20 protein-coding genes, 2 tRNA genes and 1 other annotated feature are annotated in these 25,587 nt (G+C 38.0%); of the genes, 16 read left to right on the top strand and 6 right to left on the bottom strand.

Annotated elements, in window-relative coordinates; translation table 11 throughout:
• Positions 1 to 71: 71 nt before the first annotated feature.
• Entirely contained in the window at positions 72 to 1,463 is a 1,392-nt protein-coding gene (locus tag BN53_RS00755) for an IS4 family transposase (protein WP_009558959.1), read from the bottom strand.
• 176 nt (positions 1,464 to 1,639) lie between these two features.
• Here BN53_RS00755 and BN53_RS00750 point away from each other — a divergent pair, with 176 nt between their 5' ends.
• A complete protein-coding gene (locus tag BN53_RS00750) occupies positions 1,640 to 3,253 on the top strand; it encodes a putative polysaccharide biosynthesis protein (RefSeq protein WP_009558957.1) in 1,614 nt (537 codons plus the stop codon).
• A gap of 73 nt (positions 3,254 to 3,326) precedes the next feature.
• On the opposite strand, the gene BN53_RS00745 is transcribed toward BN53_RS00750, so the two are convergent.
• Complete coding sequence (locus BN53_RS00745) at positions 3,327 to 3,560, bottom strand: hypothetical protein (protein ID WP_009558956.1); 234 nt, start codon at positions 3,558 to 3,560, stop codon at positions 3,327 to 3,329.
• Positions 3,561 to 3,632: 72 nt separating this feature from the next.
• Between BN53_RS00745 and BN53_RS00740 the strand changes: the two genes are divergently transcribed.
• From BN53_RS00740 to BN53_RS00720, 5 genes are all read left to right on the top strand, one after another.
• A complete protein-coding gene (locus BN53_RS00740; protein WP_009558955.1) occupies positions 3,633 to 4,943 on the top strand; it encodes a PTS sugar transporter subunit IIC in 1,311 nt (436 codons plus the stop codon).
• On the top strand, positions 4,918 to 5,829 hold the full coding sequence (locus BN53_RS00735; RefSeq protein ID WP_009558954.1) for an alpha/beta hydrolase: 912 nt from the start codon (positions 4,918 to 4,920) through the stop codon (positions 5,827 to 5,829). The genes BN53_RS00740 and BN53_RS00735 overlap by 26 nt, the downstream gene beginning before the upstream one ends.
• 274 nt (positions 5,830 to 6,103) lie before the next feature.
• A complete protein-coding gene (locus BN53_RS00730) occupies positions 6,104 to 8,149 on the top strand; it encodes an ATP-dependent Clp protease ATP-binding subunit (protein WP_009558953.1) in 2,046 nt (681 codons plus the stop codon).
• Between the two features lie 138 nt (positions 8,150 to 8,287).
• A complete protein-coding gene (locus tag BN53_RS00725) occupies positions 8,288 to 9,661 on the top strand; it encodes an amino acid permease (RefSeq protein WP_009558952.1) in 1,374 nt (457 codons plus the stop codon).
• Between the two features lie 71 nt (positions 9,662 to 9,732).
• Positions 9,733 to 10,461: a gamma-glutamyl-gamma-aminobutyrate hydrolase family protein gene (locus BN53_RS00720; RefSeq protein ID WP_009558951.1), complete on the top strand. Its 729-nt coding sequence runs from the start codon at positions 9,733 to 9,735 to the stop codon at positions 10,459 to 10,461.
• A 45-nt stretch (positions 10,462 to 10,506) separates the two neighbouring features.
• Here the strand turns inward: BN53_RS00720 and asnA are convergent, their stop codons facing one another.
• The 4 genes from asnA to BN53_RS00700 form a co-directional block, all read right to left on the bottom strand.
• Complete coding sequence (asnA, locus tag BN53_RS00715) at positions 10,507 to 11,517, bottom strand: aspartate--ammonia ligase (RefSeq protein WP_009558950.1); 1,011 nt, start codon at positions 11,515 to 11,517, stop codon at positions 10,507 to 10,509.
• A gap of 59 nt (positions 11,518 to 11,576) precedes the next feature.
• Positions 11,577 to 11,818: a binding site (T-box leader), on the bottom strand.
• Positions 11,819 to 11,934: 116 nt separating this feature from the next.
• Positions 11,935 to 12,008: transfer RNA gene (locus BN53_RS00710), tRNA-Pro, on the bottom strand.
• Between the two features lie 5 nt (positions 12,009 to 12,013).
• Positions 12,014 to 12,087, bottom strand: a tRNA-Arg gene (locus tag BN53_RS00705).
• 283 nt (positions 12,088 to 12,370) lie between these two features.
• Complete coding sequence (locus BN53_RS00700) at positions 12,371 to 13,363, bottom strand: GMP reductase (protein ID WP_009558949.1); 993 nt, start codon at positions 13,361 to 13,363, stop codon at positions 12,371 to 12,373.
• Positions 13,364 to 13,559: 196 nt separating this feature from the next.
• On the opposite strand from BN53_RS00700, the gene BN53_RS00695 reads away from it, so the two are divergent.
• The 10 genes from BN53_RS00695 to BN53_RS00650 all read left to right on the top strand — a co-directional run bounded on the left by BN53_RS00695 (position 13,560) and on the right by BN53_RS00650 (position 25,308).
• Entirely contained in the window at positions 13,560 to 14,849 is a 1,290-nt protein-coding gene (locus tag BN53_RS00695) for an adenylosuccinate synthase (protein WP_009558948.1), read from the top strand.
• 1 nt (position 14,850) lies between these two features.
• Positions 14,851 to 16,146, top strand: a complete 1,296-nt coding sequence (purB, locus tag BN53_RS00690) for an adenylosuccinate lyase (protein ID WP_009558947.1) — start codon at positions 14,851 to 14,853, stop codon at positions 16,144 to 16,146.
• Between the two features lie 141 nt (positions 16,147 to 16,287).
• Positions 16,288 to 16,653 (top strand): hypothetical protein, encoded by a 366-nt coding sequence (locus BN53_RS00685; protein ID WP_009558946.1) that lies wholly within the window; start codon positions 16,288 to 16,290, stop codon positions 16,651 to 16,653.
• Positions 16,654 to 16,775: 122 nt separating this feature from the next.
• Positions 16,776 to 16,925 carry a hypothetical protein gene (locus BN53_RS09525; RefSeq protein ID WP_009558945.1) on the top strand — a complete coding sequence of 50 codons (150 nt, stop codon included), beginning with the start codon at positions 16,776 to 16,778 and terminating at the stop codon, positions 16,923 to 16,925.
• Positions 16,926 to 16,931: 6 nt separating this feature from the next.
• Positions 16,932 to 17,207, top strand: coding sequence for a hypothetical protein (locus BN53_RS00680; RefSeq protein ID WP_009558944.1), 276 nt, complete (start codon positions 16,932 to 16,934; stop codon positions 17,205 to 17,207).
• A gap of 165 nt (positions 17,208 to 17,372) precedes the next feature.
• Entirely contained in the window at positions 17,373 to 18,287 is a 915-nt protein-coding gene (locus tag BN53_RS00675; RefSeq protein WP_009558943.1) for an Rpn family recombination-promoting nuclease/putative transposase, read from the top strand.
• A gap of 1,125 nt (positions 18,288 to 19,412) precedes the next feature.
• A complete protein-coding gene (locus tag BN53_RS00665) occupies positions 19,413 to 21,911 on the top strand; it encodes a class III lanthionine synthetase LanKC N-terminal domain-containing protein (protein ID WP_040537217.1) in 2,499 nt (832 codons plus the stop codon).
• Entirely contained in the window at positions 21,889 to 23,484 is a 1,596-nt protein-coding gene (locus BN53_RS00660; protein ID WP_009558939.1) for an ATP-binding cassette domain-containing protein, read from the top strand. The genes BN53_RS00665 and BN53_RS00660 overlap by 23 nt, the downstream gene beginning before the upstream one ends.
• The gene (locus BN53_RS00655) at positions 23,474 to 24,184 is read left to right on the top strand and encodes a Conserved protein (RefSeq protein WP_009558938.1); all 711 of its coding nucleotides are present in this window, start codon (positions 23,474 to 23,476) and stop codon (positions 24,182 to 24,184) included. Before BN53_RS00660 ends, BN53_RS00655 begins: the two co-directional genes overlap by 11 nt.
• A 419-nt stretch (positions 24,185 to 24,603) precedes the next feature.
• Positions 24,604 to 25,308 carry an Rgg family transcriptional regulator gene (locus BN53_RS00650; protein ID WP_238318398.1) on the top strand — a complete coding sequence of 235 codons (705 nt, stop codon included), beginning with the start codon at positions 24,604 to 24,606 and terminating at the stop codon, positions 25,306 to 25,308.
• The last annotated feature ends 279 nt before the right edge of the window (positions 25,309 to 25,587 follow it).

Here is a 25,587-nt window from a genome sequence, read left to right as displayed (position 1 = left end):
ACTTAAACTTCCCACACCAAAAAGAACTATGAAGCCTTGAAAACTCAATAGTTTAACCAGTAAATATTCAATTATGCTGCTAGTGATGGCGATATAGCCTCTTGCATGTACTTCGGGAGGCGGGAAATGAAAGCTTTGGTGAACCTTTCCATCTGCTCTTCTGTCAGTTGGAAGATCTCTTTCACGCTCTCGAACATGGCTTCCACCAGGATCTGAAGGGAGTGATGGAAAGTAATGTCCGCAAGCTCGTCTATCATGCAGTAAAAGAGCTCGCCTATTGTCCTATCATCTTCATCATCTCGCTTCTCAACTGACATGAACATGTAGCGCAGAAAGACGAAAGCCGTATGGGCAGTCAATGCATCATATGAGAGGCCGTGGTATTCAGTACCAAGTTTCAAGAAACTCTTGCAGGTCTTGAAGAAGACTTCGATGTCCCATCTTTTGCCGTAAATTCTGATGATCTCATTTTCATCGATCATCATGTCCGTGCAAATAAGAGCGATCCAATCTTTGCGGTTGGAGCGATTTCTTACGCAGACTATTCTGGCATCAACCTGGGCACCATCCTTGGCAGGATCTCCAACCTTTACAGGGACGGACAAGAGATATCTTGAACGACCTCGCCGCTTCTTGCATGCGCTGAAGATCTGCTTGACGTTCATCCGCTTACCATCGAACTCGTATGTGATCTTGGAACTCTTCTTCACCATGGCAATTACGTTTAGGTCACGTTGCTTGATCTGGACGATCTGATGAGGATTGGAGAACCAAGTGTCAAACATGACGTACTTAGCAGTAAGCCCTGCTTTCAAAGCTTGATCGAGTAGCTGGATAACTACATCGGTCCCCTTTGATTGGGCCATAATTCGTCTTTTGGCCGCGATTGTGCGCTTGTCGATCTTCTTGGTTGTCCCGATGACATTCTGATCATTCTTTGAGGACAAGAGAGATGAAGCGATTGGGACGAAGGAGGATCCATCAGTCCAACCCATGGTCATCATCCGAAAGCCCTTCTTGTAGGTCATCGAAACGTGGTCGAATACTTTGGCAGCCAGCTCAGTCTTCTTGTATCCAGTTCTGGAGTAGAGCGAATCGTCAAAGACGAAGCAATCCGCACGTTGGTCAGAGGTCAGATCTTTCAGATGCCCATTGACGATCTTCTCAGCTAGCAGAATAGTGAAGCGGAGCCAGTTGATATGTGGGTTCTGCATGAATCGATAGTAGGTGTTTTTGGAGAAGCCAGCAGTACACTTGCCAGACTTCTGTTGCATGTACATGCTTCTGTCTCGAAACACATTACTGAAGATGTATGAAAGGATCGACCAAAGAGGGATTCCTTTTGACTTGCGGAGCCCACATCTACGGAGAAGCTCCATAACTTTGTAGTCCTTGAAGAACTTTTCAACAGAACGGGCGATTTTAGGTTCATTTTCAGTATCGAATGATGGTAAACTAGACATAGCACAAGCCTTTCGTTTGATATTGATGATGTTGTGGTTGACTAAATTATATCAAGCGAACAAAGGCCTTGTGCTTTTTTATTGGCTAAACTATTGAATTTTCAAGGTACAAGCCCACTTTTGCAAGTGGGAAGTTTAAGTTATAATTATGATAGTTAGAAGTTTAGGTGATTTGTGTGAATAAAAAGATTCTCTCCGGTTCGTTCTGGCTATCTTTTGGTAGTATTTTTTCGCGCGTACTCGGAGTTATATACCTGATTCCTTGGCTAATCATGTTAGGGGATTACCATAATCAACTTAATGCCCAGGCGATCTTCAATTCTTCTTATACGCCATATGCATTATTTTTATCAATTGGAACTGCCGGCTTGCCATCAGTAATTGCTAGAGAAGTGGCAGCCTTAAACTCGAAAAAACGCTATAAAGACAGTATCTATTTAACTAAATTGGGTTTTTTGGTCATGGTTGTGATGGGGATTATTTGTGGAGTTCTTCTATATGTAATCGCGCCAATGATCGCAAAAAATAGCCCGGTTGCCTCAGTCGAGCAGGCGACTTTTTCTATTCGGGTATTGGTGCCAGCAGTCATGATCTTGCCATCGATGAGTATGGTCAGAGGCTGGTTTCAAGGTAATAATGATATGAAGCCTTATGGAATTTCTCAACTTTGGGAGCAATTTTCCCGGGTCTTATTTATCCTAGTTGCCACATTTGCTGTGGTTGAAGTCTTCAAGCAAAATTACGTCTTGGCAGTTTATTTGAGCGTTTTCGGTGCATTTATCGGAGCACTGGCTTCATATTTATATTTGCTTTTTTACGGCAAAAAGCAACTGCCAAGTTATCAAAAGGCCTTGCAGGATAGTCAACCGCGTACATTAAATAATGTAGGTAAAAGTCTGCTTTCTTTATGGTATCGCTCAATTCCTTTTGTTTTATTAGGTGCTTTTATTACTCTGACTCAGTTTGTTGATCAAGTGTTCTTTAAGCAGATTTTGCTTAAGACAACTAATTGGAGCCAGGATTATGTCAGCTACTTATATACCGTTTTTTCAGCCAATCCTAGCAAGATAACTACAGTAATTATTTCCCTAGCTACCGCGGTATCTGAAACAAGCCTGCCGCTGTTGTCGGGCCTTAGAGCTAATGGGGAAAAGAAGGCAATTAAGGAATTGCTCTTAGAAAATTATCGCCTCTTATTGTTTGTTCTTTTGCCATTGGTGACTTTAGCAACCTTTGCCAGCATTCAAATCTACACGGTGCTATTTTCATATGATATGGTCGGCAGCTACTACTTGATGCAAAATATCCTTCAGAGTCTGTTGCTTGCCTTGACGATGAATGTGTTGACCTTGCTTTTGGCTTTGAGCATGAATAAGCTTGCAGTTCTTGTAATGCTTGTCGGACTTGCAGTCAAGCTGGTTTTACAGGTGCCATTATTGACTCTATATCATACTAGCGGCGCCATCTGGGCCACTAATTTAGCCATGCTCTTGGTTGTAGTGGTTAGCTACTATTTGATCAATCGCAAATATGAAATCAAGCTGGGCAGTTTGACGCGCCTTGTAGGAGTAAATCTGGTCTTCTTTTTGCTAGTAGCAGGGTATTACTTCCTAATCGGCGTGCGCTTTGATGGAATGACTAGTCGCTTGAACAGCTTTTTGTATTTAGCTGTTTATGGCTTAATAGGCTTAATGGTGTACATTTGGTTAACGAACAAAGCAGATGTCTCTGAGCAGATTCTAGGCCAAAAGGTTGGCTATAAGTATTATAAATACAAGCATTATCGGTAAATATTTGATATAAAAAACAAAACCCTCGAAATTTCGTAGTTGAATTTCGGGGGTTTTTGCTACTGAAGCATTTTTAATAATTATCGTTGATTGAGTTTCGCAAGAATTCATCGGCATATTTAGAAAGATCAGCATCTTTGCCTGGCTTGTTGAATAGCTTGCGACAATCCTTACAACCTAGCTGCTTGAGCAGGTATTCTTTTAAAGCTTGGTTGACTACTTGATCAAAGTCTAGCCGACTATTTTCAAGATATTTATTCAAAGCTTGCTCGATATTGGTATCTAATTCAAATTTCTTTTTTGGCATTCTTATCACCTCTATAATTTAATTATAGCATGCTTAGCGTGTATAATTGGTTAATCATAGGGAGTTGATCAAATGGAAAAAATAGTCAACGGATTTTTGTGGTTGAGAAGGCGGTCCTTTTTTAGAGTTGCCCAGCGAACATTTATGATCTTGATGCCGGTAGCAACTTTGGGGGCTTTTTTTGAATTTATCAATAGTAGCATTTTTTCGCCCAACAGTCTGATTTACAACTTACTGAATTTCGATTACACGATGAGCGATCAGGTTTGGAATTTAGGGGATGCCATTAGTTCTGGTCTAGTATCGGTAACTTTAGGCTTATTTGGTCTTTATGTAGCCTATTTTTCAGCGGTTTATACAGCGCGCTTGTATCATAGGGATGCAACTGTTGCCGGAATAAGTGCGGTGATCGTGTTAACTTTTTATGCTTACATGATTAATGCCGATAACTACGGCAAGCTGCGCAATATGTCCTATTTAAAAATGTTAGGCTTTCACAATCTCTTGTTTGCCATGATTATTGGCTATTTGGTTGGACAAGTCTTTCATTTCCTGGGAAATAGATATGTTCACGTTAAACTTGAAAATGTTGTGGCTGTTAGAAGCAGAACTTTAAATTCACTTTTGCCTGCCGGAATTTCTGTTTTATTGGGAGTAATTTTTTCGACGTTGGTTTACTATTTTAAGATCAATTTAGTTGAATTTAACTATATGACCAAATTGGCTGAGCAAGCTCGCTCGAGTAATAATGTTTTAATCGTTGTCTTTTTGACTATTTTGATTTTGGCCTTGTCTTGGCTAGGAATTGATGGCCCCTTGCTTGCTTTGACTGCGACTATCAGTGATGGATCTGCGGTGGCTAACATGAATTATGCCTTACGTCATGGCGATTCGATGAATTTGCCATATAAATTTTTGGGCAGTTCTTTGATTCGTGGCTATGGGATAATGGGAACAGGCGGCGTAATTTTAGCTTTGGCAGTCGTCTTGCTCTTATTCACCAATAGCCGGCAGATCGAAACGATTGTTAAATGGAACCTGCTGCCGATCATTTTCAATTCGCCGTTTGGGCTAATTATTGGCTTGCCAATGATTTTGAACCCGCTTTTCTTGCGTCCTTTGATTTTTATTCCGGCAATTAATGAACTCCTTGCGGCTGCCGCTATTAGTATTAAGTTGATCCCAACTCCAGCTTATCCAGTGCTCTCGGGGACGCCAGGGATACTAACTTCATTTTTGGGAACGAATGGCAATTGGAGTAGCTTCTTCTTTACTTTATTGCTATTTTTGCTGGATATTGCTTTGCTGATTCCGTTTGTCTACATTGGAATCAAGGTTAATGAGAGGTTGAAGGAATATGACGAAACTGCGACAATATTTTAATCGCCACAACTTGCTCTGGGTGGGCGTCATCATTGCCTTTTTGATTCTATTGACGATTCCAGCTTTTTTATGGATGAAAAAGACGAATTTAGAACGAGCACAGCGACATAAATCGCTGCTTTCGCCAGTAATTATGGTCCCGGGCTCGAGCGCAACGATTAATCGCTTTGATGAGTTGATCGAAGATCTGAACAAGAAGAATCCCCGTCCTCATAGCGTATTGAAAGTACAAGTTGCGACTGATGGAAAAATTACCTACCATGGCTCAATTAGCCGAGGAGACAATGAGCCAATTATTGTTATTGGTTTTAGCAACAATCATGATGGTTATGCGAATATTCAAAAGCAAGCTCGCTGGCTGGATAATGCTTTTTATGAGATTTCGCAAAGCTACAAGTTCAATAATTTTAAGGCTTTCGGCCACTCAAATGGTGGCTTGATCTGGACCTATTGGCTTGAGCATTACTATAGCGACTATAAATCAGAAATAAAGATGAAGCGCCTGATGACCTTGGGATCGCCTTACAACTTTAGCGAAAGCAATATCAATCGCCGGACTACGATGCTGAGCGATTTTATCAAGTATCGCAAGAACTTGCCTAGCGATCTGACGGTTTACTCTTTATCTGGAGGACGCAACTACACTTCAGATGGAATTGTTCCTGAAGCGAGCGTTGAAGCTGCCAAGTATATTTTCCAGAATCGGGTCAAGCATTTTACCCAAATGACGGTGACTGGTTCAGATGCCCAGCACTCGGACTTGCCACAAAATAAACAGGTAGAAGAAGTAATCAAACAGTACTTGTTAGACAAAAAGACTGATAAAAAACTAGCCGGCATCAAACATAAACAAAAAAATCGCAAGGAAAATGAACATGAAGAATAATATCCACATGTGGATAGCTTTTAAAAATAAAAATTGAATAAACTTGCTAAAATCGGTAAGATTATGCAAAATTGTGAAGCTGCTTATTCCACTAATAATAGGGGATAAGTGGCTTTTTTAGTCAGAATCACAATTTTTAAAAATCTGTGGAAAAAATTGAGCTTTTATATTGCATCCTGTGGATAACGTGCTATACTATTTAATTGTAAGGAGTTAGCACTCTAACTTGTAGAGTGCTAAAATTTTATAGAAATGGGATAGGAAGTGCTTAACAATGGCATATTTTGACAATGATTTTGATTCTTTATTTAGACAATTAAATTCAACATTTTTTGACGATGACTTTTCAATGCAGCCAATGCAATTCAAAGCTATGGAAAAGCCAAGTGAAATTAATAACAATCAGCAAGCAGATAAGCAAAAACTCGGCGTTGACTTAGTTGAAGAGGCTAAACACGGCAAGTACGATCCAGTGATTGGCCGCGATGAACAAATCGACAATGTTATCGAGATTCTTAGTCGCCGCAAGAAGAACAATCCAGTCTTGATTGGACCTGCTGGTGTTGGTAAGACTTCAATCGTTGAAGGCTTGGCGCAAAGAATTGCTGCTGGCAAGGTGCCTGCTAAGATGAAGAACATGCATATTGTTGCGATCAACATCAATGATATGGTGGCAGGAACGAGTTTGAGAGGTTCTTTTGAAGAAAAGCTCAAGAAAGTAATCGATCAAGCTAAGCAGAATCCAAACATCATCTTATTTATTGATGAATTGCATAATATCGTTGGTGCAGGTTCAACTGATTCAGAAAACAACAATGGTGATGCTGCCAATATTTTGAAACCAGCCTTGGCTAGTGGTGAATTGAAGCTAATTGGTGCAACTACGACTAGCGAATATCAACGAATTGAAAAGGATCCAGCACTTGCACGGAGATTCCAAGCAGTTGAAGTACCAGAGCCAAGTACAGAAGTAGCGGTAAAGATTTTGCAAGGATTGAAGGACAAATACGAAAAATTCCACCATGTGAAATATAGCGATGAAGCTTTGAAATTAGCCGTTGCTTTGTCAGAGCGCTATATTCAAGGTCGCTACTTACCAGATAAGGCGATTGACCTAATGGATGAAGCTGGCGCTAAGAAAGGCTTAAGCAATGTAGCGATGAGCAAGGATGACTTAGAAGCTCAAATCAAGCAATTGCAAGCTGATAAAGATGCTGCCGTAAATGCTGAAGACTACCGCAAGGCTAGCGAATTAAAGAATGAAATTGAAAAATTGACTGGCCAAGCTTCAAAGCAAACTGAGACTGAACTTCCAACTGTTACGGTCGATGATATCTACAGCTTGATCGAGCAAAAGACTAGAATTCCAATGAGCGAATTGCATGCCGATGAAGCGAAAAAGAATCTTGATTTAGCTAAGAGCTTGAAAGAAGTCGTAATTGACCAGGATAAGGCAATTGATGTGATCACTGATGCAGTTGCCCGCAAGCAACTCTTTAAAGACAGCAACCGTCCAACTGGCTCCTTCTTGCTAACGGGTCCAACTGGGGTTGGTAAGACTGAACTTGCTAAGCAACTGGCAACTAAGTTGTTCGGCAGCCGCGACCACTTCATCAGATTAGATATGTCTGAATATCAAGATCAAATGGCAATTAACAAGTTGATCGGTTCTGCTCCGGGCTATGTTGGCTACGGCGAAGGCGGCCAATTAACAGAAAAAGTTCGCCACCAACCATACAGCTTGATCTTGTTTGACGAAATTGAAAAGGCTAACCCACAAGTTTTCAATGCCTTACTTCAGATTATGGATGATGGTCGCTTGACCGATTCACAAGGTAGAACCGTTTCATTCAAGGATACGATTTTGATTATGACTTCAAACGCCGGTTACTCTGATAGCCTGCTTAAGGATGGCGAAGTAGATCAAGCTAAGTTGATCGACGCTTTAGGTCATTACTTCAGACCAGAATTTTTGAACAGATTGGATGCAATCGTGCCATTCAATTCCTTGACCCAAGAGGACATGGGCAAGATTCTGGAATTGTATTTAAACAAGATGGAAAATGTTCTTGCTAAGAAAGAAATCAAGTTGTCAGTTAGCCCAGAAGCTAAGCGAGTTTTGGCTAAGAGAGGCTATGACAAGAAGTTTGGTGCAAGACCATTGCGCCGGGTAATTGAACAAGACCTTCAAACCCCAATCGCTAAGTTGGTCATGGCTCATCCAGATACTAAGAAAGCTAACTTCACAGTAGAAGGGCAAGACTTTTTGTTAAACGGCGAAAAGCTCTTTACCATTGATGATGAAAACAAGGCTGCCTAAAGCTAGCTAATTGATCAAAAGTCTAAGAGAAAATTCTCTTAGACTTTTTTTATTGTATTTTAAAGCATTCGATAATATTCTGTTATAATAGATTCTAACTAATTTCCTGGGAAATAATTGAATGAAAGTAGGGATTAAATGGCGCAGGAAAAGAAAGCACCCGAACTAAAACGCTCCATGACTGCCGGTCAGATGGAGATGATCTCCTTAGGCGGCGCGATTGGAGTTGGCCTATTTATGGGTTCTGCTTCAACCATTAAGTGGACAGGCCCGTCAGTTTTATTAGCCTATATCTTTGTAGGTTTAATTTTATACATCGTAATGCGGGCATTGGGAGAGATGCTTTATATTGATCCAGGTACTGGATCCTTTGCGGATTATGCCACTGACCATATTCATCCAATTGCTGGATACCTGGCCGAATGGGCTAATGTCTTCCAGTTTATCGTGGTTGGTATTTCGGATGTAGTAGCTACAACGGAATATCTGCGCTTTTGGTGGAAAGATTCATCGGATTGGATTGCCGGAATAATCGTGATCTTGGCCTTATTAGCTGCCAATTTGGTTAGTGCCAAAGCATATGGCATGCTGGAATTTTGGTTTGCCATGATCAAGGTAGTGACGATTATTTTGATGATTGTGCTAGGCTTATTCTTGATTCTTTTTGGTATCAATGGACATCCAATTGGCTTTAGCAATCTTTGGAGCCATGGCGGCTTTTTTGCTGGAGGAGTTAAAGGCTTCTTCTTCTCCATGGCTATCATTGTTGGATCATATGAAGGAATCGAATTGATTGGTATTTCGGCTGGTGAAGTTGCTGATCCACAAAAGGCGATCGTTAAGAGTGTTAAGTCAGTTTTATGGCGGATCTTGATTTTCTATGTTGGGGCAATCTTTGTAATCGTGACCCTTTACCCATGGAATGAATTAAGCCAAGTAGGTTCTCCATTTGTTAATACTTTTGCCAAAGTCGGCATTACTACTGCAGCTTCGATTATCAACTTTGTCGTATTAACTGCATCGCTATCTGGCGCTAATTCAGGTATTTACTCATCAAGTCGAATGCTGTATAAACTAGCCCACGATGGCGAAGCGCCTGCTACCTTTGGCTATGTTTCAAAGCGAATTGTTCCAAGTCATGCCATCATTGGGATTACTGCCGGAATTATGGGCGGATTTATATTGAATGTTTTGATTCAAATTTTCAATAAATCCTTGGCCAATATCTTTGTCGTTATTTACAGTTCTTCCGTTTTGCCAGGGATGGTTGCTTGGTTTGTAATTCTGCTAGCTGAGTATCAATTCCGCAAGAACAATCCGGAATTGATGAAAGATCATCCATTTAAATTGCCGCTTTATCCATATTCCAATTTCTTTGCTTTGATCATGTTGACGGTGATTGTGATCTTTATGTTCATCAATCCAGAGACACGAATTTCTGTCACTGTGGGGGCAGTAGTTTTGGCCATTGCTACAATCAGCTACATGGTTCGACACCGTAAGAGCAATTAATGGACAGCAGGGGGAATATTTTCTACAATTATACCTATAAAAAGTAAGTACAAATTGAAAGGGGTCTTGTTATGACTAAACCAATTATCGGAATATCTGGTTCTGAAATTATTGACGATGGTGGAATTTTCCCAGGCTACCGTCGCAGCTATGTCAATGAAGACTATGTTGATTCAGTTGTTCAAAATGGCGGCATACCATTAATTATTCCTTTTACTGAAGATGATGAAGTAATTGCTGCCCAACTAGACCAGGTGCAAGGATTGATCTTGTCTGGAGGTCATGATGTTGATCCTCATTTGTATGGCGAAGAACCATTGCAAAAGTTAGGCAAGACTTGGCCTGAAAGGGACCACTTTGATATGCTGCTCTTAAAGCTAGCCGAAGAAAAGGGCATCCCAGTTCTTGGAGTTTGCCGTGGCTTTCAAATTATCAATGTGGCCCATGGTGGCAGTCTTTACCAAGATTTATCATATCGCAAGGAATTAACGCTTAAGCATTCGCAAGACCATACGCCAGACTTGCCAACGCATAAGATGAATTTAGAGGCAGGCAGCAAGCTAGCAGAAGTTTTAGGCAAGACTGACTTCATGGTTAATTCTTTCCACCATCAAATCGTCCACGAGCCAGCTCCTGACTTAAAGGTCGTGGGCAAGGCATCTGATGGTGTAGTTGAAGCTTTAGAAAATAAGCAAGGGACCGTCATTGGTATTCAATGGCACCCAGAAATGATGCATCGTAACAAGAAGGTTGCTTTTATGAATAATATTTTTAAATGGCTTATCAATAAGGCTAAATAAGAACGCAAAAAAGCGTCGCAGCACAGCTGCGACGCTTTTGTTTTATTATAAGAATTCAATACCGGCTGCTTCACACTTCTTGGTTAAATCTTCAGGCCAGACGCTGGCTTGAACTTCACCAATGTGGGCCTTGCCGAGTAGTAACATACATAGACGAGATTGGCCGATTCCGCCACCGATTGTGTAAGGCAATTCTCCAGCCAAAAGCATCTTGTGGAATGGCAATTCTGCGCGATCTTCGCAATGAGCCTTCTTAAGTTGTTCCTTGAGGCTTTCTTCGCTAACTCTAATACCCATTGAGGAAATTTCGATTCTAGTTTGCAAAGGTTCATACCAGAATAAAAGATCGCCGTTCAATTGCCAATCATCGTAGTCTGGGGCACGGCCGTCATGTGGCTTGCCGCTTCTTTGCAATTTGTCACCAATCTTCATCAAGAAGACCGCCTTTTCGCGCTTGGTAATTTCAACTTCGCGCTCATCTGGAGTTAGATCAGGCCAGCGATCTTCAAGCTCTTGAGTTGTTACGAAGCAGACATGATCAGGTAAATGATAAACTGATCCAGGATAGCGAACAGCTACTTCGTGTTCGATGGCCTTAATAGCTGAGAAAATTTGATCAACGGTAATTTCCAAAGTATCGGTTGTTCTTTCTTCCTTGCTGATGATCTTTTCCCAGTCCCATTGGTCAACGTAGATCGAGTGGAAATTGTCTAATTCTTCATCGCGTCTGATAGCATTCATGTTGGTATATAAACCCTCATGCATTCCAAATCCGTATTGCTTAAGAGCCAATCTCTTCCATTTTGCTAAAGAGTGAACGACTTCAATGGTATGTCCAGGATTTGCCAACATGTCGAAATCAACTGGACGTTCGATTCCGTTAAGGTTGTCGTTTAATCCAGTATCTTTTTCAACGAACATTGGAGCAGACATTCTTTGCAAGTTTAGCTTTTCTGATAAAATTGCTTGGAAGTTTTCGCGAATGAAAACAATTGCTGCTTCCGTATCTCTAACTGATAAACTAGGATGGTAATCTGTTGGTAAAAGTAATGGCATATTTAAAACCTCTCTCTAGAAAATTCAAGGTGAAGAAAAAGCCCTTCATCCCCAAGTATGATCGGGACGAAAGGCTTTTTCCGCGGTACCACCCAAATTGTCTTGATTAAAGACCAACTCATAATGCACAATTATGCATTTCGGCGTGATAACGTACCGACGACGGCCTCGCTTACTACATCTAAATGGTTCAGCTAGCATGCTCAAAGTGTTTTTCGATTAGCCAGGATCTGCTAGTTTTTCACTGGCACTAGCTCACTGCAAGACTTAACTAATCTACTCGTCTTTTCATAGCCTTTTAATTTATTGCTTATATTTTATTTTATGAAAACGAAAAAAGCAAGGATTTTGCTTGAAAAAATTTTATTTTTTATCGAACGAAAAAAGAGCAAGCCATCAGGCTTGCTCTTCAATATATCGGGAAGACAGGATTCGAACCTGCGACCCCCTGGTCCCAAACCAGGTGCTCTACCAAGCTGAGCCACTTCCCGTTGAATGCACCCAGAAGGATTTGAACCTTCAACCTTCTGATTCGTAGTCAGACACTCTATCCAGTTGCGCTATGGGTGCATAATTTTATCAACTAGAATAGTATAACACATTTTTGCAGTTTGTCACGAAAAATTTTTAAAAAAGAAAAAGATCTAGTACTGACTACCTAACAGTACTAGACCATAATTATTTTACCGAAAATGTCGCTAACATACTAGAAGTATTGCGTCATTTAACAGTAAGATAAACAATATGAAACAATAATTTAAACTAAATTATCTGCGACAAATGTCGCTGTTCATAGTGATACATCCCAATATACCATAAATTCTCTATGAATTGGAGACTAAAAGGACATTTTTTAGTAATCACCATTCATAATGGTATTTTTGACAATAACATAATCGACTAATTTGATGGCATTAAGATCCTTGCCGCCAGCATAGGAGACAGATGATTGCAAATCTTCTTGCATTTCTTGCAAAGTGTCTTTAATTGATCCGCGATATGGAACGAGCATTTGCTTTCCTTCAACATTGCGGTAGGCACCTTTTTGAACTTCAGATGCAGAACCCCAGTATTGCTTGAAGGTCTTGCCATCGATCTTGATAACGTTGCCTGGTGATTCTTCGTGTCCGGCAAGCATTGAACCGATCATGACCATTGAAGCGCCAAAGCGAACAGACTTGGCGATATCGCCGTTATGTCTGATACCGCCGTCAGCAATCAGTGGCTTGCTGGCAGCTTTTGAACACATTCTTAAAGCAGCAAGTTGCCATCCGCCAGTACCAAAACCAGTCTTGAGCTTGGTAATGCAGGCCTTGCCAGGTCCAACGCCAACCTTAGTTGCATCGGCACCAGCATTTTCCAATTCACGAACTGCTTCTGGAGTAGCGATGTTTCCAGCAGTCAAGAAGCTATCAGGCAATTTTTCTTTAATGTAGTGAATCATGTCGATTACGTAAACTGAATGGCCGTGGGCTACATCAATCGTGATATATTCTGGAATCACGTTTTCTTCTACTAATTGGTCGATGAACTTGTATTCATCATCCTTGATTCCAACTGAGATTGAAGCAAACAGTCCCTTCTCATGCATCATCTTGATGAAATCGATCCGCTTTTCAGGTTGGAAACGGTGCATAACATAGTAGTAGTCGTTTTCTGCTAGCCAAACAGCTAGATCTTCATTAATGACGCTTTCCATGTTAGCAGGTACAACCGGAATCTTGAATGTTCGGTTTCCGAATTTAACACTAGTATCAGCATCTTTCCGACTTTTAATAATTCCTTTGCTAGGAACTAATTGGATATCATCATAATCAAAGGCTTCCATGCTAAAATAATTACTCAATGTTCTACTCCTTTTGGTAAGTCTTCTCTGAACGAACTCAACTATAAGTGAACTTTTTCTAAAAGTCAACTATTAAAACGAACTTTATTTTTCTCCAAAAATAAAATAATTCGGATTTTCATTGACTATTAGTTATTAGATTGCTAGAATTACACAGGTAATGTAGATAGAGAAAAATTTTTATGAGGTGAAAATAATGACAGCAGTTGCGGTTGTAGGAAGCCAATGGGGCGACGAAGGTAAAGGAAAGATTACCGACTTTTTGAGTAAAGAAGCTGCTATGGCAGTACGTTCTAACGGTGGTAACAACGCTGGACATACAATTGAAATCGATGGTCAAGAATTCAAGATGCGCTTGATTCCATCAGGTATCTTTGCGGCTGATCAAGGTGCAGTTATTGGTAACGGCGTAGTGATCAATCCTGAAGTTATGTTCCAAGAATTGGATAATTTGGAAAAGAGTGGCATCGATATCAGTAAGTTGCGCATTTCTAACCGTGCGCACGTTATTATGCCTTACGATATCTTGCAAGATGAATACCAAGAAGAATCTAAGGGTGCTGGCAAGATCGGTACTACTAAGAACGGTATTGGACCTACTTACATGGACAAGGCTTCAAGAATCGGTATCCGTGTTTGTGACTTATTAGAAAAGGATACTTTTGAAGAAAAATTGCGCGCCAACCTTGAAACTAAGAACGCTTTGTTTACTAAGGTTTATGGCAAGCCCGCTTTGAAGTTCGAAGACATTTTTGACAAGTACTACGAATATGGTCAAAGAATGAAGCCATACGTAACTGATACTTCTGTTTTGGTTAACGATGCTTTAGACAAGGGCGAAAAGGTCTTATTCGAAGGTGCCCAAGGAATTATGCTTGATATCGACGAAGGTACTTATCCATTCGTAACCTCATCAAACACTATTTCAGGTGGACTTGCTGCCGGAATTGGTGTTGGTGCTAACCGCATCAACACAGTTATCGGTGTCTGCAAGGCTTACACCACTAGAGTAGGTGCTGGCCCATTCCCAACTGAACTTCATGATGAAATTGGTGACCGCATCCGTGAAACTGCTCATGAATATGGTACTGTAACTGGCCGTCCACGTAGAGTTGGTTGGTTTGACTCAGTTGCTTTGCGTCACGCTAAGCGCGTAGCCGGCATTACTGGCTTGAGCTTGAACTTATTGGACATCTTCTCAGGCTTTGACACTGTTAAGGTTGCTACTGCTTATGAATTAGATGGTAAGGAAATCGACTACTACCCAGCAAGCTTGAAGGAACTTGACCGCTGCCACCCAATTTACGAAGAATTGCCAGCTTGGCAAGAAGATATTACCCAAGTTAAGAGCTGGGATGAACTTCCAGAAAATGCTAAGAAGTTCTTGAACAGAATCGTTGAATTAGTTGGCGTACCATTGGTAACTGTTTCTGTTGGTCCAGACCGCGAACAAACCATTGTACTTAAGAACCCATGGGAATTATAAGATGTTAGAACGTTACACTCGCCCTGAAATGGGAAAAATCTGGTCACTAGAAAACCGCTACGCTGCTTGGCTTAAGGTAGAGATTGCTGCTACTAATGCCTGGGCAGAAATGGGTGAAGTGCCAGTTGAAGATGCTAAGAAGATCGCTGAAAACGCAAGCTTTACGCCTGAGCGAGTTGCTGAATTAGAAGCAATTACTCACCATGACGTGGTAGCTTTTACCAGAACTGTTTCTGAAAGCTTAGGAGAAGAAAAGAAGTGGGTTCACTTTGGCCTGACTTCAACTGATGTTGTCGACACTGCCCAAGGATACTTATTAAAGCAAGCCGACGAATTGATTCGCCAAGATTTATTAGCCTTAAAGGAAACAATTGCTAAGCGTGCTAAAGAATTCAAGTACACGGTAGAGATGGGTAGAACCCACGGCGTACAAGCAGAACCAACAACTTTTGGTTTGAAGTTGGCGCGCTGGTATGCTGAAATTAACCGTGACATTGAACGCTTTGAACATGCTGCTAAAGGTGCAGAATCAGGCAAGATTTCAGGAGCAGTTGGTACTTATGCCAACGTTCCACCACAAATTGAAGATAGCGTAATGAAGCAACTTGGCTTAACCAAGCAGCCAATTACCAGTCAAGTTTTGCCTAGAGACTTGCATGCAGAATACATTTCAACCATTGCCTTGATCGCTACCAGTATCGAAAACTGGGCAACTGAAATTCGCGGCTTGCAAAGAAGCGAAATTCATGAAGTTGAAGAACACTTTAGAGCCGGTCAAAAAGGCTCATCTGCCATGCCTCACAAGCACAATCCAATTGGCTCAGAAAATCTTTGTGGAATGGCTAGAGTGCTACGCGGACAAGTAGTTACAGCTTTAGAAGATGTAAGTTTGTGGCACGAACGCGACATTTCTCACTCAAGTGCTGAACGAATCATTTTGCCAGATAGCACCATTGGCATTGATTACATGCTTAACCGCTTTAACCGAATCTTGACTAACCTTGATGTCTTCCCAGACACAATGCTCAAGAACATGGATCGAACATATGGCTTGATCTACTCACAACGTCTCTTGCTTAAGTTGATCGATGAAGCAGGGTTGTCACGTGAACAAGCCTATGATATGGTTCAAAAATTAGCCAATAAGGCATGGCAAACCCAGACTTCATTTAGAGGTTTAGTTGAAGCTAGCGATGTGATGAACTACTTGTCCGACAAGGACTTAGACGATGCTTTCGACTATCACTATCACTTGCGCTATGTCGATGACATCTTTAAACAATGCGGCTTAGATTAAGCAAAGACCTCTGAGAAATCAGAGGCCTTTTTTATTATTTGACTTGCTTAGAAAATTCATCATTAGGGGTGGGTTATTGTTGGGAATCTGGATAAATTTGGCTATAATTTAAGTAGGATTTAGATATAGGGAAGTGTGTTTATGATCCCCAAAAAGATATGTTTAATTATTCGAATTATTATGTTGGTATTGGGCCTAAGCCTGGCATTTTATATGATTTGGCAGCTGTTTTCCGGTGCAAGAATGTTAGATATTGATCTTGGAGGAAAGGGTCCATTGATTGTTGTAGTATTTAGTATTTTGCTACTGCTAACTATTGGCGCATCAGTTAGCTATATGTCGAATATGCACTATTCCTCAACCCTTTTTCTAGCTGGTTTGTTGGTTTTGATGTCGGGAATTTTATGGGTTAGATATCCTCAGCAGACAGATATTTATTCGCTGTACTTTTTCTATGGACTAGTTGCAGGAGTTAGCGGACCATTTGTATTAGATAGAAAGAAATAGCAGAGATCTTGATAAGGTCTCTTTTTTATTGCATTTTTATAAAATAAAAATTATAATAAAATATGATAAGTTTTTTAAAAAGCAAGAGATAATCGTACCTAACAGAAAGGTGGTAATCGATTATGAAAAAGATAATTGCGGTGATTGGATTAATCTTAATCGCTGCTGGTGGCGTGTTCTACTATCAAAACAAGCAGACCGTTCCTTCAGACTTGATCGGAAAAAGCTTAACAACTTCGCAAAGCGTCTCCGATAATAAGCTCGGCGGTTAGTATAGCTTGCGTTTTGAAAAAAATAAAGCGTATCTTGTTGCTATGACCAGTGTTGCTAAGGTCGATACAGCAACAGCTAAGCAGTTTCGACAGGCAATCGATGAGAAGGGCAACATGTTGACGGCAGGGCAAAAGGCTGATCTTGGCAGAGCTGAAGTTTCAAAGCAAAAAGGCAAATTGATTGTTAAGACGAAGAAATTGACGGTTAACTTCACCATTAAAAGAGATGGTTCATACTACACGGCAGATGGAACTATGTGGCTACTAGCAAAACAAGATTGATAATGATTTGAGGCGGATATTTGATCCGCCTTTTTTGTAGCATCCGGCAAAATCTTAAGAAATAGTAAAGATAGAAAAATCAAAAAAATAAATCGAGATTTTTTACGTATTTAGATAATGGAGGGGTAATTTTACCTCTACTACTATTTGAAACGAGGAAACTTCATGTCTCATGAAGCAAAATACGTTCCGCTGAAGAAATATCCTTTCACTGAGGATAAGATCTTTGGCTGGGTGATGGAAAACCAGGAGTTCTGCCTGTATCTCTTGCAGATTATATTGCCTGACTTGAACATCAAGAAAATCATTGAATTCCATAAGCAAGATGCCATCGGCAATGATGATCGCGAAGCTAAGGATATTCGCTTAGACATCAAGGTAGTTGATGATCGAGGACGAATCTTTGACATCGAGATGCAGACGACAGCTAGTGCTTACTTAGGGCGCAGGGTGCGTTACTATCAGTCGATCATCGATGGAGATGGAATCTTGAAAGTCGGCAAAGACTATTCTCAATTACCAGACACTTATATCATCTTTCTTTGTTCGGAAGATCCATCCGATGCCTTTAGCAAGAAAGATGATCGAGCAGTGCATTTCTTCAAAACCGTCGATACCAAAGATAGTGACTTAAAGTTGAATGACGGTGCCACAAAGGTTATCATTAACTCAAAAGGAGACTTTGCCAGCGAAAGCGCAGAACTTAAAGAGCTGGCGAATCTCATGAATGATAAAGAAGTTAGCCTGAATGAGCAATTTATTTGGGCACAAAACAGAATTGATGAACTAAACAAAGACAGGAGGTCGGATATTGTGAGTTATGAAGCAAAACTGATGGACCGTGAATTGTATGGCAGACAAGAAGGCATAAAGAAAGGCCGTGAAGAAGGTCTTGAAGAAGGTCGCAACGAAGCAAGATGTGAAGGTCTAAACAACTTGATTATCGGTTTTAGTGAAAGTGGACTTTCTGATGAGCTGATTTTCACTCAAGCCCAAAAGAGATACGGCAAATACTTCACTGATAAACAGATCAAACAATTCATGAATGAAGCCAAAGGCAGGCCCTTGCAAGAAGCATAGATAACAAAGGCGAGAGCAATCTCGTCTTTTTGTTGCACTCATTTCTGCGAAATTGATCGACGGTGCCACAAAGGTTATCATTAACTCGAAAGGAGACTTTGCCGGCGAAAGCGCAGAACTTAAAGAACTGGCAAAGCTGATGAATGATCAAAAAGTTAGCCTGAATGAGCAATTTATTTGGGCTCAAAATAGAGTTAACGAACTAAACCAAGACAGGAGGGCGAGCATCGTGAGTTACGAAACGAACAAATTAGACTGGACTTTGTATGGCGAAGAAAGAGAACGGCTGGTTGGTGTGAAGAATTTTATTGATGCGCTAATCGCTGCATCAATGTAAGATAGTTTTATCTTTACACAGGCAAAACACAAATATGGCGACTACTTCACTGATGATGAACTCAAAGAATTCATCGCTGAAGCTAAGGGTAAGACCTTACAAGAAGCTTAAAATATGCACGCAAAAAAACGGTCGATTTATCATTCGGCCGTTTTTGCTTTCTATGAGCAAGATTTTTGCTACAATCGCTATCCTGTTATAATTTATAGTTAAGTGTTAATGTGAAAAAGTAGATAATGCAGTGATTGCTGGCAAGGCGATATGGCTGATTACGATGCCGCCACCAATGATTAACTTGCTTAATAAACTGATTAATTTAGATCTTTGCATCTTGAGGACTCCTCTATGGAAAATAGCTATGGTAATAAATTTAGATTGATACGTCAAAATAGAAATAAAAGTTTACGATTGATAGATTAGAAAAAATTACAAAATATATAACTGTTTATAATTTAAGATCAATAAATCCGTCCCATATATGGGACATATTTATTTTTTACAAATATTTGTGCCATAATAATTTTAGATCTCGTGGATAGTATTTAATATCTAATCAAGATCCAAAGTTGTTATTTAATTACCTGAATATTTCGGGCTATTAGAATTATAGGAGGTTAACGATGTCCAAAAACACTGAAGCATTAGAAGAATTATTAGAAAAGTTAGAAGCTGAAGATAAGGAGTCTGAGCAACTTAGTTGGTCAACTCTAAGTCAAAATTGTTTTAACCAGACTAATTAATTTTTCTGTGAAAGGAGAGCTGGATCTAGGTATCCAGCTTTTATTATTATGAGAGAAATAACTACTAACTTGGGTATATATAAAGAATTTGAAAGCCAACACGCATTTTCATTTATCAATAAAGTTAAATTTCAGGGGGGAATAAGCAGAGAGGGAATATTTCAATATGTAAATTATGGTCTAAATAATAAAATTTCTGGTTGGAAAATACATGTTTCTCCGTTATTATCGAATTTTGAAGTTACTCTAAAAGTAGTAAATACAATATGTGATAAGAAAAAAACATCATTCAAATTTATTTGGAGTTTGGAAGGATATGCGGTTATGACTGGGAAAGTTGTATCACCGTCTCAGTTTGGAAAAATAATAACTATATATCCAAATAATATAGATGATTTTGAGTGTATTTTAGTAGAGTTAACAGATGCATTGAAAAAATTTGATGGATTAAAGGTTCCTAGTGATAACTCATTTCGAAATTCTACAATAGTGCATTACAGATATGGTGCAATTAATCCAATTATTGAGGTAGATGATGATAATACTGTTCGCAGTTATATCGTAGATAATTTAGGAATAAAGGTAGAAGATGTACGTCGACCATATTTCTTTGTTCCTAAGAATATTATGATACCTCAATTCATTAGCGGGGATACTCATAATGATCTGAAAAATACGAGCCTAGTATTTATAGGAGATACATATGGAAAAGAGATTGAAGTCCATAAAATACTTAGGAGACTCGCAAGTGGAAATATATACTTAGGTAAAAATAAAAATACTAAAGTAATCATAAAAATGGCAAAGTATGGTGCTCTATCCAGTAGAGAATACCCTGAAGGTACACAACAACTACTTAAGAAAAATGAGAAAAGTAATCTATTAAATACAGAATTAAGTAGTATTTTGAATTTGCCAGATTTTATAGATGACTTTTATATTGGCAAAGATTATTTTCTGGCTGAAAAATTTGTGAATGGAATTAGTTTGAGAGACTATTCGGCTAAATTGGGGATAACTAAACCAAAAAAGATAGTTACTACTTTAGATTTGCAAAAAGTACGTATGATATTTTGTAATTTAAAAAAGTTAATAAAAGAACTTCATAGTAGGGGATATGTATTCGGTGATGTATCACCTGATAACTTTATTGTTGATGATGAATTGAATATTCACGCAATTGATATCGAGAGTGTTCATAAAATAGGGATGGGAGAACCATATTTGAATTTAAAAACAGAGTTGTTTGCACCTGTATCAGAAGAAAAGTTTTCAGAACTTGAAGCAGATAACTATAAATTAGGAATGTCTATGTTTTGGATACTGACTCAAAAAAATCAAGAAGTTGATAAAGATCCTAAACTAATAAAGTACTATTTAAATCTTATTGTGAACCAATATCCTAGTTTGAAAAATATGGTTAACATGATTTTAGATCTATTGTCTATAGATAAGACAGTAGCAGATCTTGAACAAGATAAAATAATTCAACCGGCGAAGGATGCAATTATAACTAGTATCATCAAAAAAATAGAGTGTGGTACTATTGCTGATATATCAACTACAAATTATATTAAGTCAAATCTATCTTTGTCATACGGTATTCCAGGCACTTTGCTGTACTTGAACAGTATAAAAAAACTAAACAAAGAAGATAGAAAAAGATGTCGAATATGGATTCTAGAACAATATCATAAGAAATTAATCAGCCAGGGACTATTTTTTGGAAAAATAGGTTTGGCATGTGTCTTAGCAAATTTAGATTGCAGCTATGAAGAAAATATGCCATTAGTAGATCTTCTTATAGAATACCATAGGGAGGGCTTAAACAAAGATCTTAGTTTGGCCAATGGAATTAGTGGGATAATATTAGGCTTAGAGTATTTAAGCAGAATAAAAAATTATCCGAACTTCAGTAATATTATAGAAGATTTATTATTATCCATAGAAGAAAATATTGATATGGTTCCAGAGAGTAATTTGGAGTATGGGGATATAGGAATTGGATTAACTTTAGAATATTTAGTATCTAATGGATATATGGTCAGAGAGACTTTATTAGATAAAGTGAGAAACAAAATTTATAATATTTATAATGAATCCTTTGTGGATGGTATCTTTATAGGATTAAATACTGACGGAGTAGTGTATCCCTCTTTGATGACAGGAGGAGCCGGATTAGTACTTTATGCGATGTGTACTAGCGATAGTAGATTCTTAAAAAATAATTTTTTAGATTTATATGATGTTCCATTTATGGCTAATAGTGGTGTTAATAATGGTGTGGCAGGATTCATTTTGCCATTGATAATTGGAATGAAAAATAGAAGAATTTCGTTGACTAATAGAAAAAGAGTCAGACATATATTAAAATACTGGCAATCATATATCTTAACTAATTTTAGATCTACTAAATCTGAGCTAGGATGGAAAGCAGATCAGGGAATTGATATCAAACAGGATTTAGGAGCTGGAAATTTAGGGATAATTTTTATTCTAGATTTGTTGACGGAGGTGTTAAAAGATGAAGAAAGAGAAGACTATTGATTTGAAGTGGGTATTGAAGTCTATTCCATCTCTTTTACTAACTGCCATTTTATTACTATCTGTTTTTAGTTCCTTTGAAGGAGTAATAAATGGATATGTTTTAGGGAAAATAACTAGTATTGATTTCAACAATTTGAATGAGGTATTGATATTTGGTTTGGGTATTTTTTTAGCATATTTAGTAACCTACACTTCAGCATATTTGTTTTTAGTCTGTAAGCAGCTTGCGATAAAACATTTAAACACCAAACTTAAATCAGAGCTATTTAAATATCAATTAAAGGATATTTCAACAGATACTACAGAATCACTTAATTTGCTGACAAATATTTCTTCTCAAATTGAGCAAAGATATTTTGAACCAATATTTTATTTAGTTCAATGCTTTATTACGATTATATCTACAGCAATTGTAGTATTGGGAACTAATCTATATCTAGGTAGTATTTATATTTTGATGTCATTTATCAGTATGGTACCTTCTTATTTGTCCCGTAATAAATTAAGTGGCAGTACTAAAGATTGGAGTAACAAAAATAATAAACTCATTTCAATTATTAAGGAAATAACTTCAGGAAAACTTGAAATTAACAAATATAGCGTAATGCCAGCTTTTTTGAATATTTTTGATAAAAAACTCAGATCTGAAGAAGGGGCATACTACCAATTAAATCATGCTAGATTTACCGCTCAGTATTACACTTGGATAGGTGCAGTATTATCAAGCGTGTTTCCGATTATTATCGGATTGATATGTATTGCTAAAGGTTGGCTAGGTGTCAAAATTGGAACTGTAGTAACTCTATCTTTGACTGCTGATCATGTTCTCGGGGGAATTAGGGAGTTGACTAATTATTATACTCAAATAACAGGTACAAAAAAGATCAGAAAAATTGAGTATTATGAATTATCTTCTGAAGAAAAAGAGGTACAAAGTATATCGACTCCAGAAAAATCTTTTATAGAGTTAAAAGATGTAGTTGCTGGGTATGGAGATAAGACTGTCATTTCGAATTTAAATTTAAATATAGCGAAATTGGATAAGGTTATAATAACGGGCCCGTCTGGTGTTGGAAAATCGACTATTTTGAGTCTGATTTCTGGTCAATTAAAAGCAAGAAAAGGTCAAGTTTTGTTAGAAGGGAGTCCAATTAAATTATCTGATTCTATTTTGATCTCACAAAAGCCATGGTATTTTGTAGGAACTGTGAAAGATAATCTTACACTTTATCAAAACTATGATATCGAAACTTTAAATAAGGTTTTGGAGTTGGTCCATTTGGATAAAGAATTAGGCGAAGATCCGTTATCATTTGTGATTAACGATAATTTGTCAGGGGGACAATTACAAAGATTAACAATTGCGAGGGGATTGTTGCGACAAAGATCTATATTGCTTTTAGACGAAATTACTTCTAGTTTGGATAAAACAAATGCAAGAAAAATTCGTCAACTAATATATAATCTTCCGATAACAGTGATTGAAGTTGCACATAATTTAGATGAAGACTTGATTGAAAAAGGTAATATTAAGGTTTTAGAGTTTGATGGTCAAAGATTACATGCAAGATAATAACTGGCTTCTTCTTTTAGGTAATAAAAGTGTCAAAGTAAAGTGTAGCGATGTATCGGAGGTTGCACGGTTATTAGGATATGGGATTTGTGATATAAAAGTAGATGTTAGCAACTATAAACAGGACTTTGTTAATAATTTAGATCTGTTTGAGAAAGTTGTCTGTGAGCGATTGCAGATCAAATCTAACCTTAAACCAAGTTTTGAAGTGATTGACAAAGGGATAGCGCCTAGTTATAGTAGGAAAACTAATAAGATAATTATGCCTATAAAGTTCTTGTATTTGTCCAAAATAAGCAACGAAACAAGGATAGTATATGATTTTTTTGTATTTCATGAACTGTCACACATGTTGATAGATCAAGTACAAGGCTATAAAAAAGAAAAGATTGTAAATCTGTTATCATATGCTGCTGAGTTATACGATGATGTGTTTTTATTAGTTGATCAAAAGCGACTAAAGCTAAATGTAAAAAGAATTGTTCATGAAATAATGCCGGATCTAATTGCTTTGATAGTCGCGAAAGAAAAATATCCGAATTTATTTACTAACGAGAATTGGATAAAGTTTGAGGAAATGTTTTACTATCCAAGATCTAACGTAGAAATGATTCAGATATTTACTCAAGATCCACACGCCCCAATTGAAATTAGACTAAATGTGAGTAGAATTGTTCTACAAGATATGGAAATAAAGTAATTGACGAAAAGTTTAGCTAATTTAATTTCCTTTTCGAAAAGAATTTTTTTGACATCAAAAAAACGGTCGAATAATTTTCAGCCGTTTTTGCTTTCTATGAGCAAGATTTTTGTTACAATCGCTATCCTGTTATAATTTATAGTTAAGTGTTAATGTGAAAAAGTAGATAATGCAGTGATTGCTGGCAAGGCGATATGGCTGATTACGATGCCGCCACCAATGATTAACTTGCTTAATAAACTGATTAATTTAGATCTTTGCATCTTGAGGACTCCTCTATGGAAAATAGCTATGGTAATAAATTTAGATTGATACGTCAAAATAGAAATAAAAGTTTACGATTGACAAGCGAGGGCATAACCTCTAAATCGAGTTTAGATCGCTGGGAGCGAGGCCAGGATAATCTATCCTTCAATCAGGTGTTGCAGTTGATTAAGAAACTACACATCAGACCGATTGAATTGATTAATAATGGCCTTGCTAAGGAAATTGTCCAAGACATTCGTGAAGTTGAAGATGCATATTTAGAAAACAATACAGATTTCTTATTGAGAATTTGTCAACTTCAGGATCACGTAATTTTATCTGGACGAGACTTTTGGAAGGTTGCCTTGGCTTGCAATTGTTATATGGAATTAACTGGCAAGAATATTTTTACTCAGACTAATAGAAAAAGATTGAAGAACTATTTTTTAAAGATTGAAGACTGGTATTACGAAGACTTTATGAATTTTGGCAATACAGCTTTGTTATTAGATAGTTCAGATATTTTTAGAATTAGTGCTCAAATAGTAAATTATGTCAAATTTGCCGAATTACAGGATAACGAAAATTACCAAATCGTCTACAATACTTTGATTAATGCAGTTTATATCTTGATCAGAGGAAATACTGATCTTGCAAAAAGGCTACTATCGTATTTTAGTAGTGATTTGATTCCGCAAAAATATGCTTTTGAAAGAATTAGGTACTACTTTATGACCTTGTTGCTGGACTACTGTGAGAGTCGAGATGACAGCAAGATAAAAGTAGAGCTTGATTTTTTGAAGATGAATAATCTGGATCTCTTGCACGAGGTATGTGAGTATTCATTTCAGCAAGTCAAGGCAGGACAAAAGTCTTAAGTTAATGATAATAAAAAATTTGCTTTAGTGGAAAAAGTGTCCCACAGCTGGGACACCTTTATTTTGTTTGTAAATTTGTATAATACATTATAAACAGATTCAAATATCAAAAGTATTTAGCGCAATTATTAACCGAAATATAAAAGATAGAGTTGATAGCAACACAGACATATTTAATAACTATAAAAAAATAAATATCGAAAATAGTAATAACGAGCTAGTTGCGGTATCGTATATAAAACCTGTGGTAAATCGAGAAGCTTCGAATGAAAAGATGCT

The sequence above is a fragment of the Lactobacillus pasteurii DSM 23907 = CRBIP 24.76 genome, assembly GCF_000297025.1.
Taxonomy (GTDB): domain Bacteria; phylum Bacillota; class Bacilli; order Lactobacillales; family Lactobacillaceae; genus Lactobacillus; species Lactobacillus pasteurii.
The sequence above is the reverse complement of the archived record's forward strand: the minus strand, read 5'-3'. Positions and strand labels throughout refer to the sequence as shown.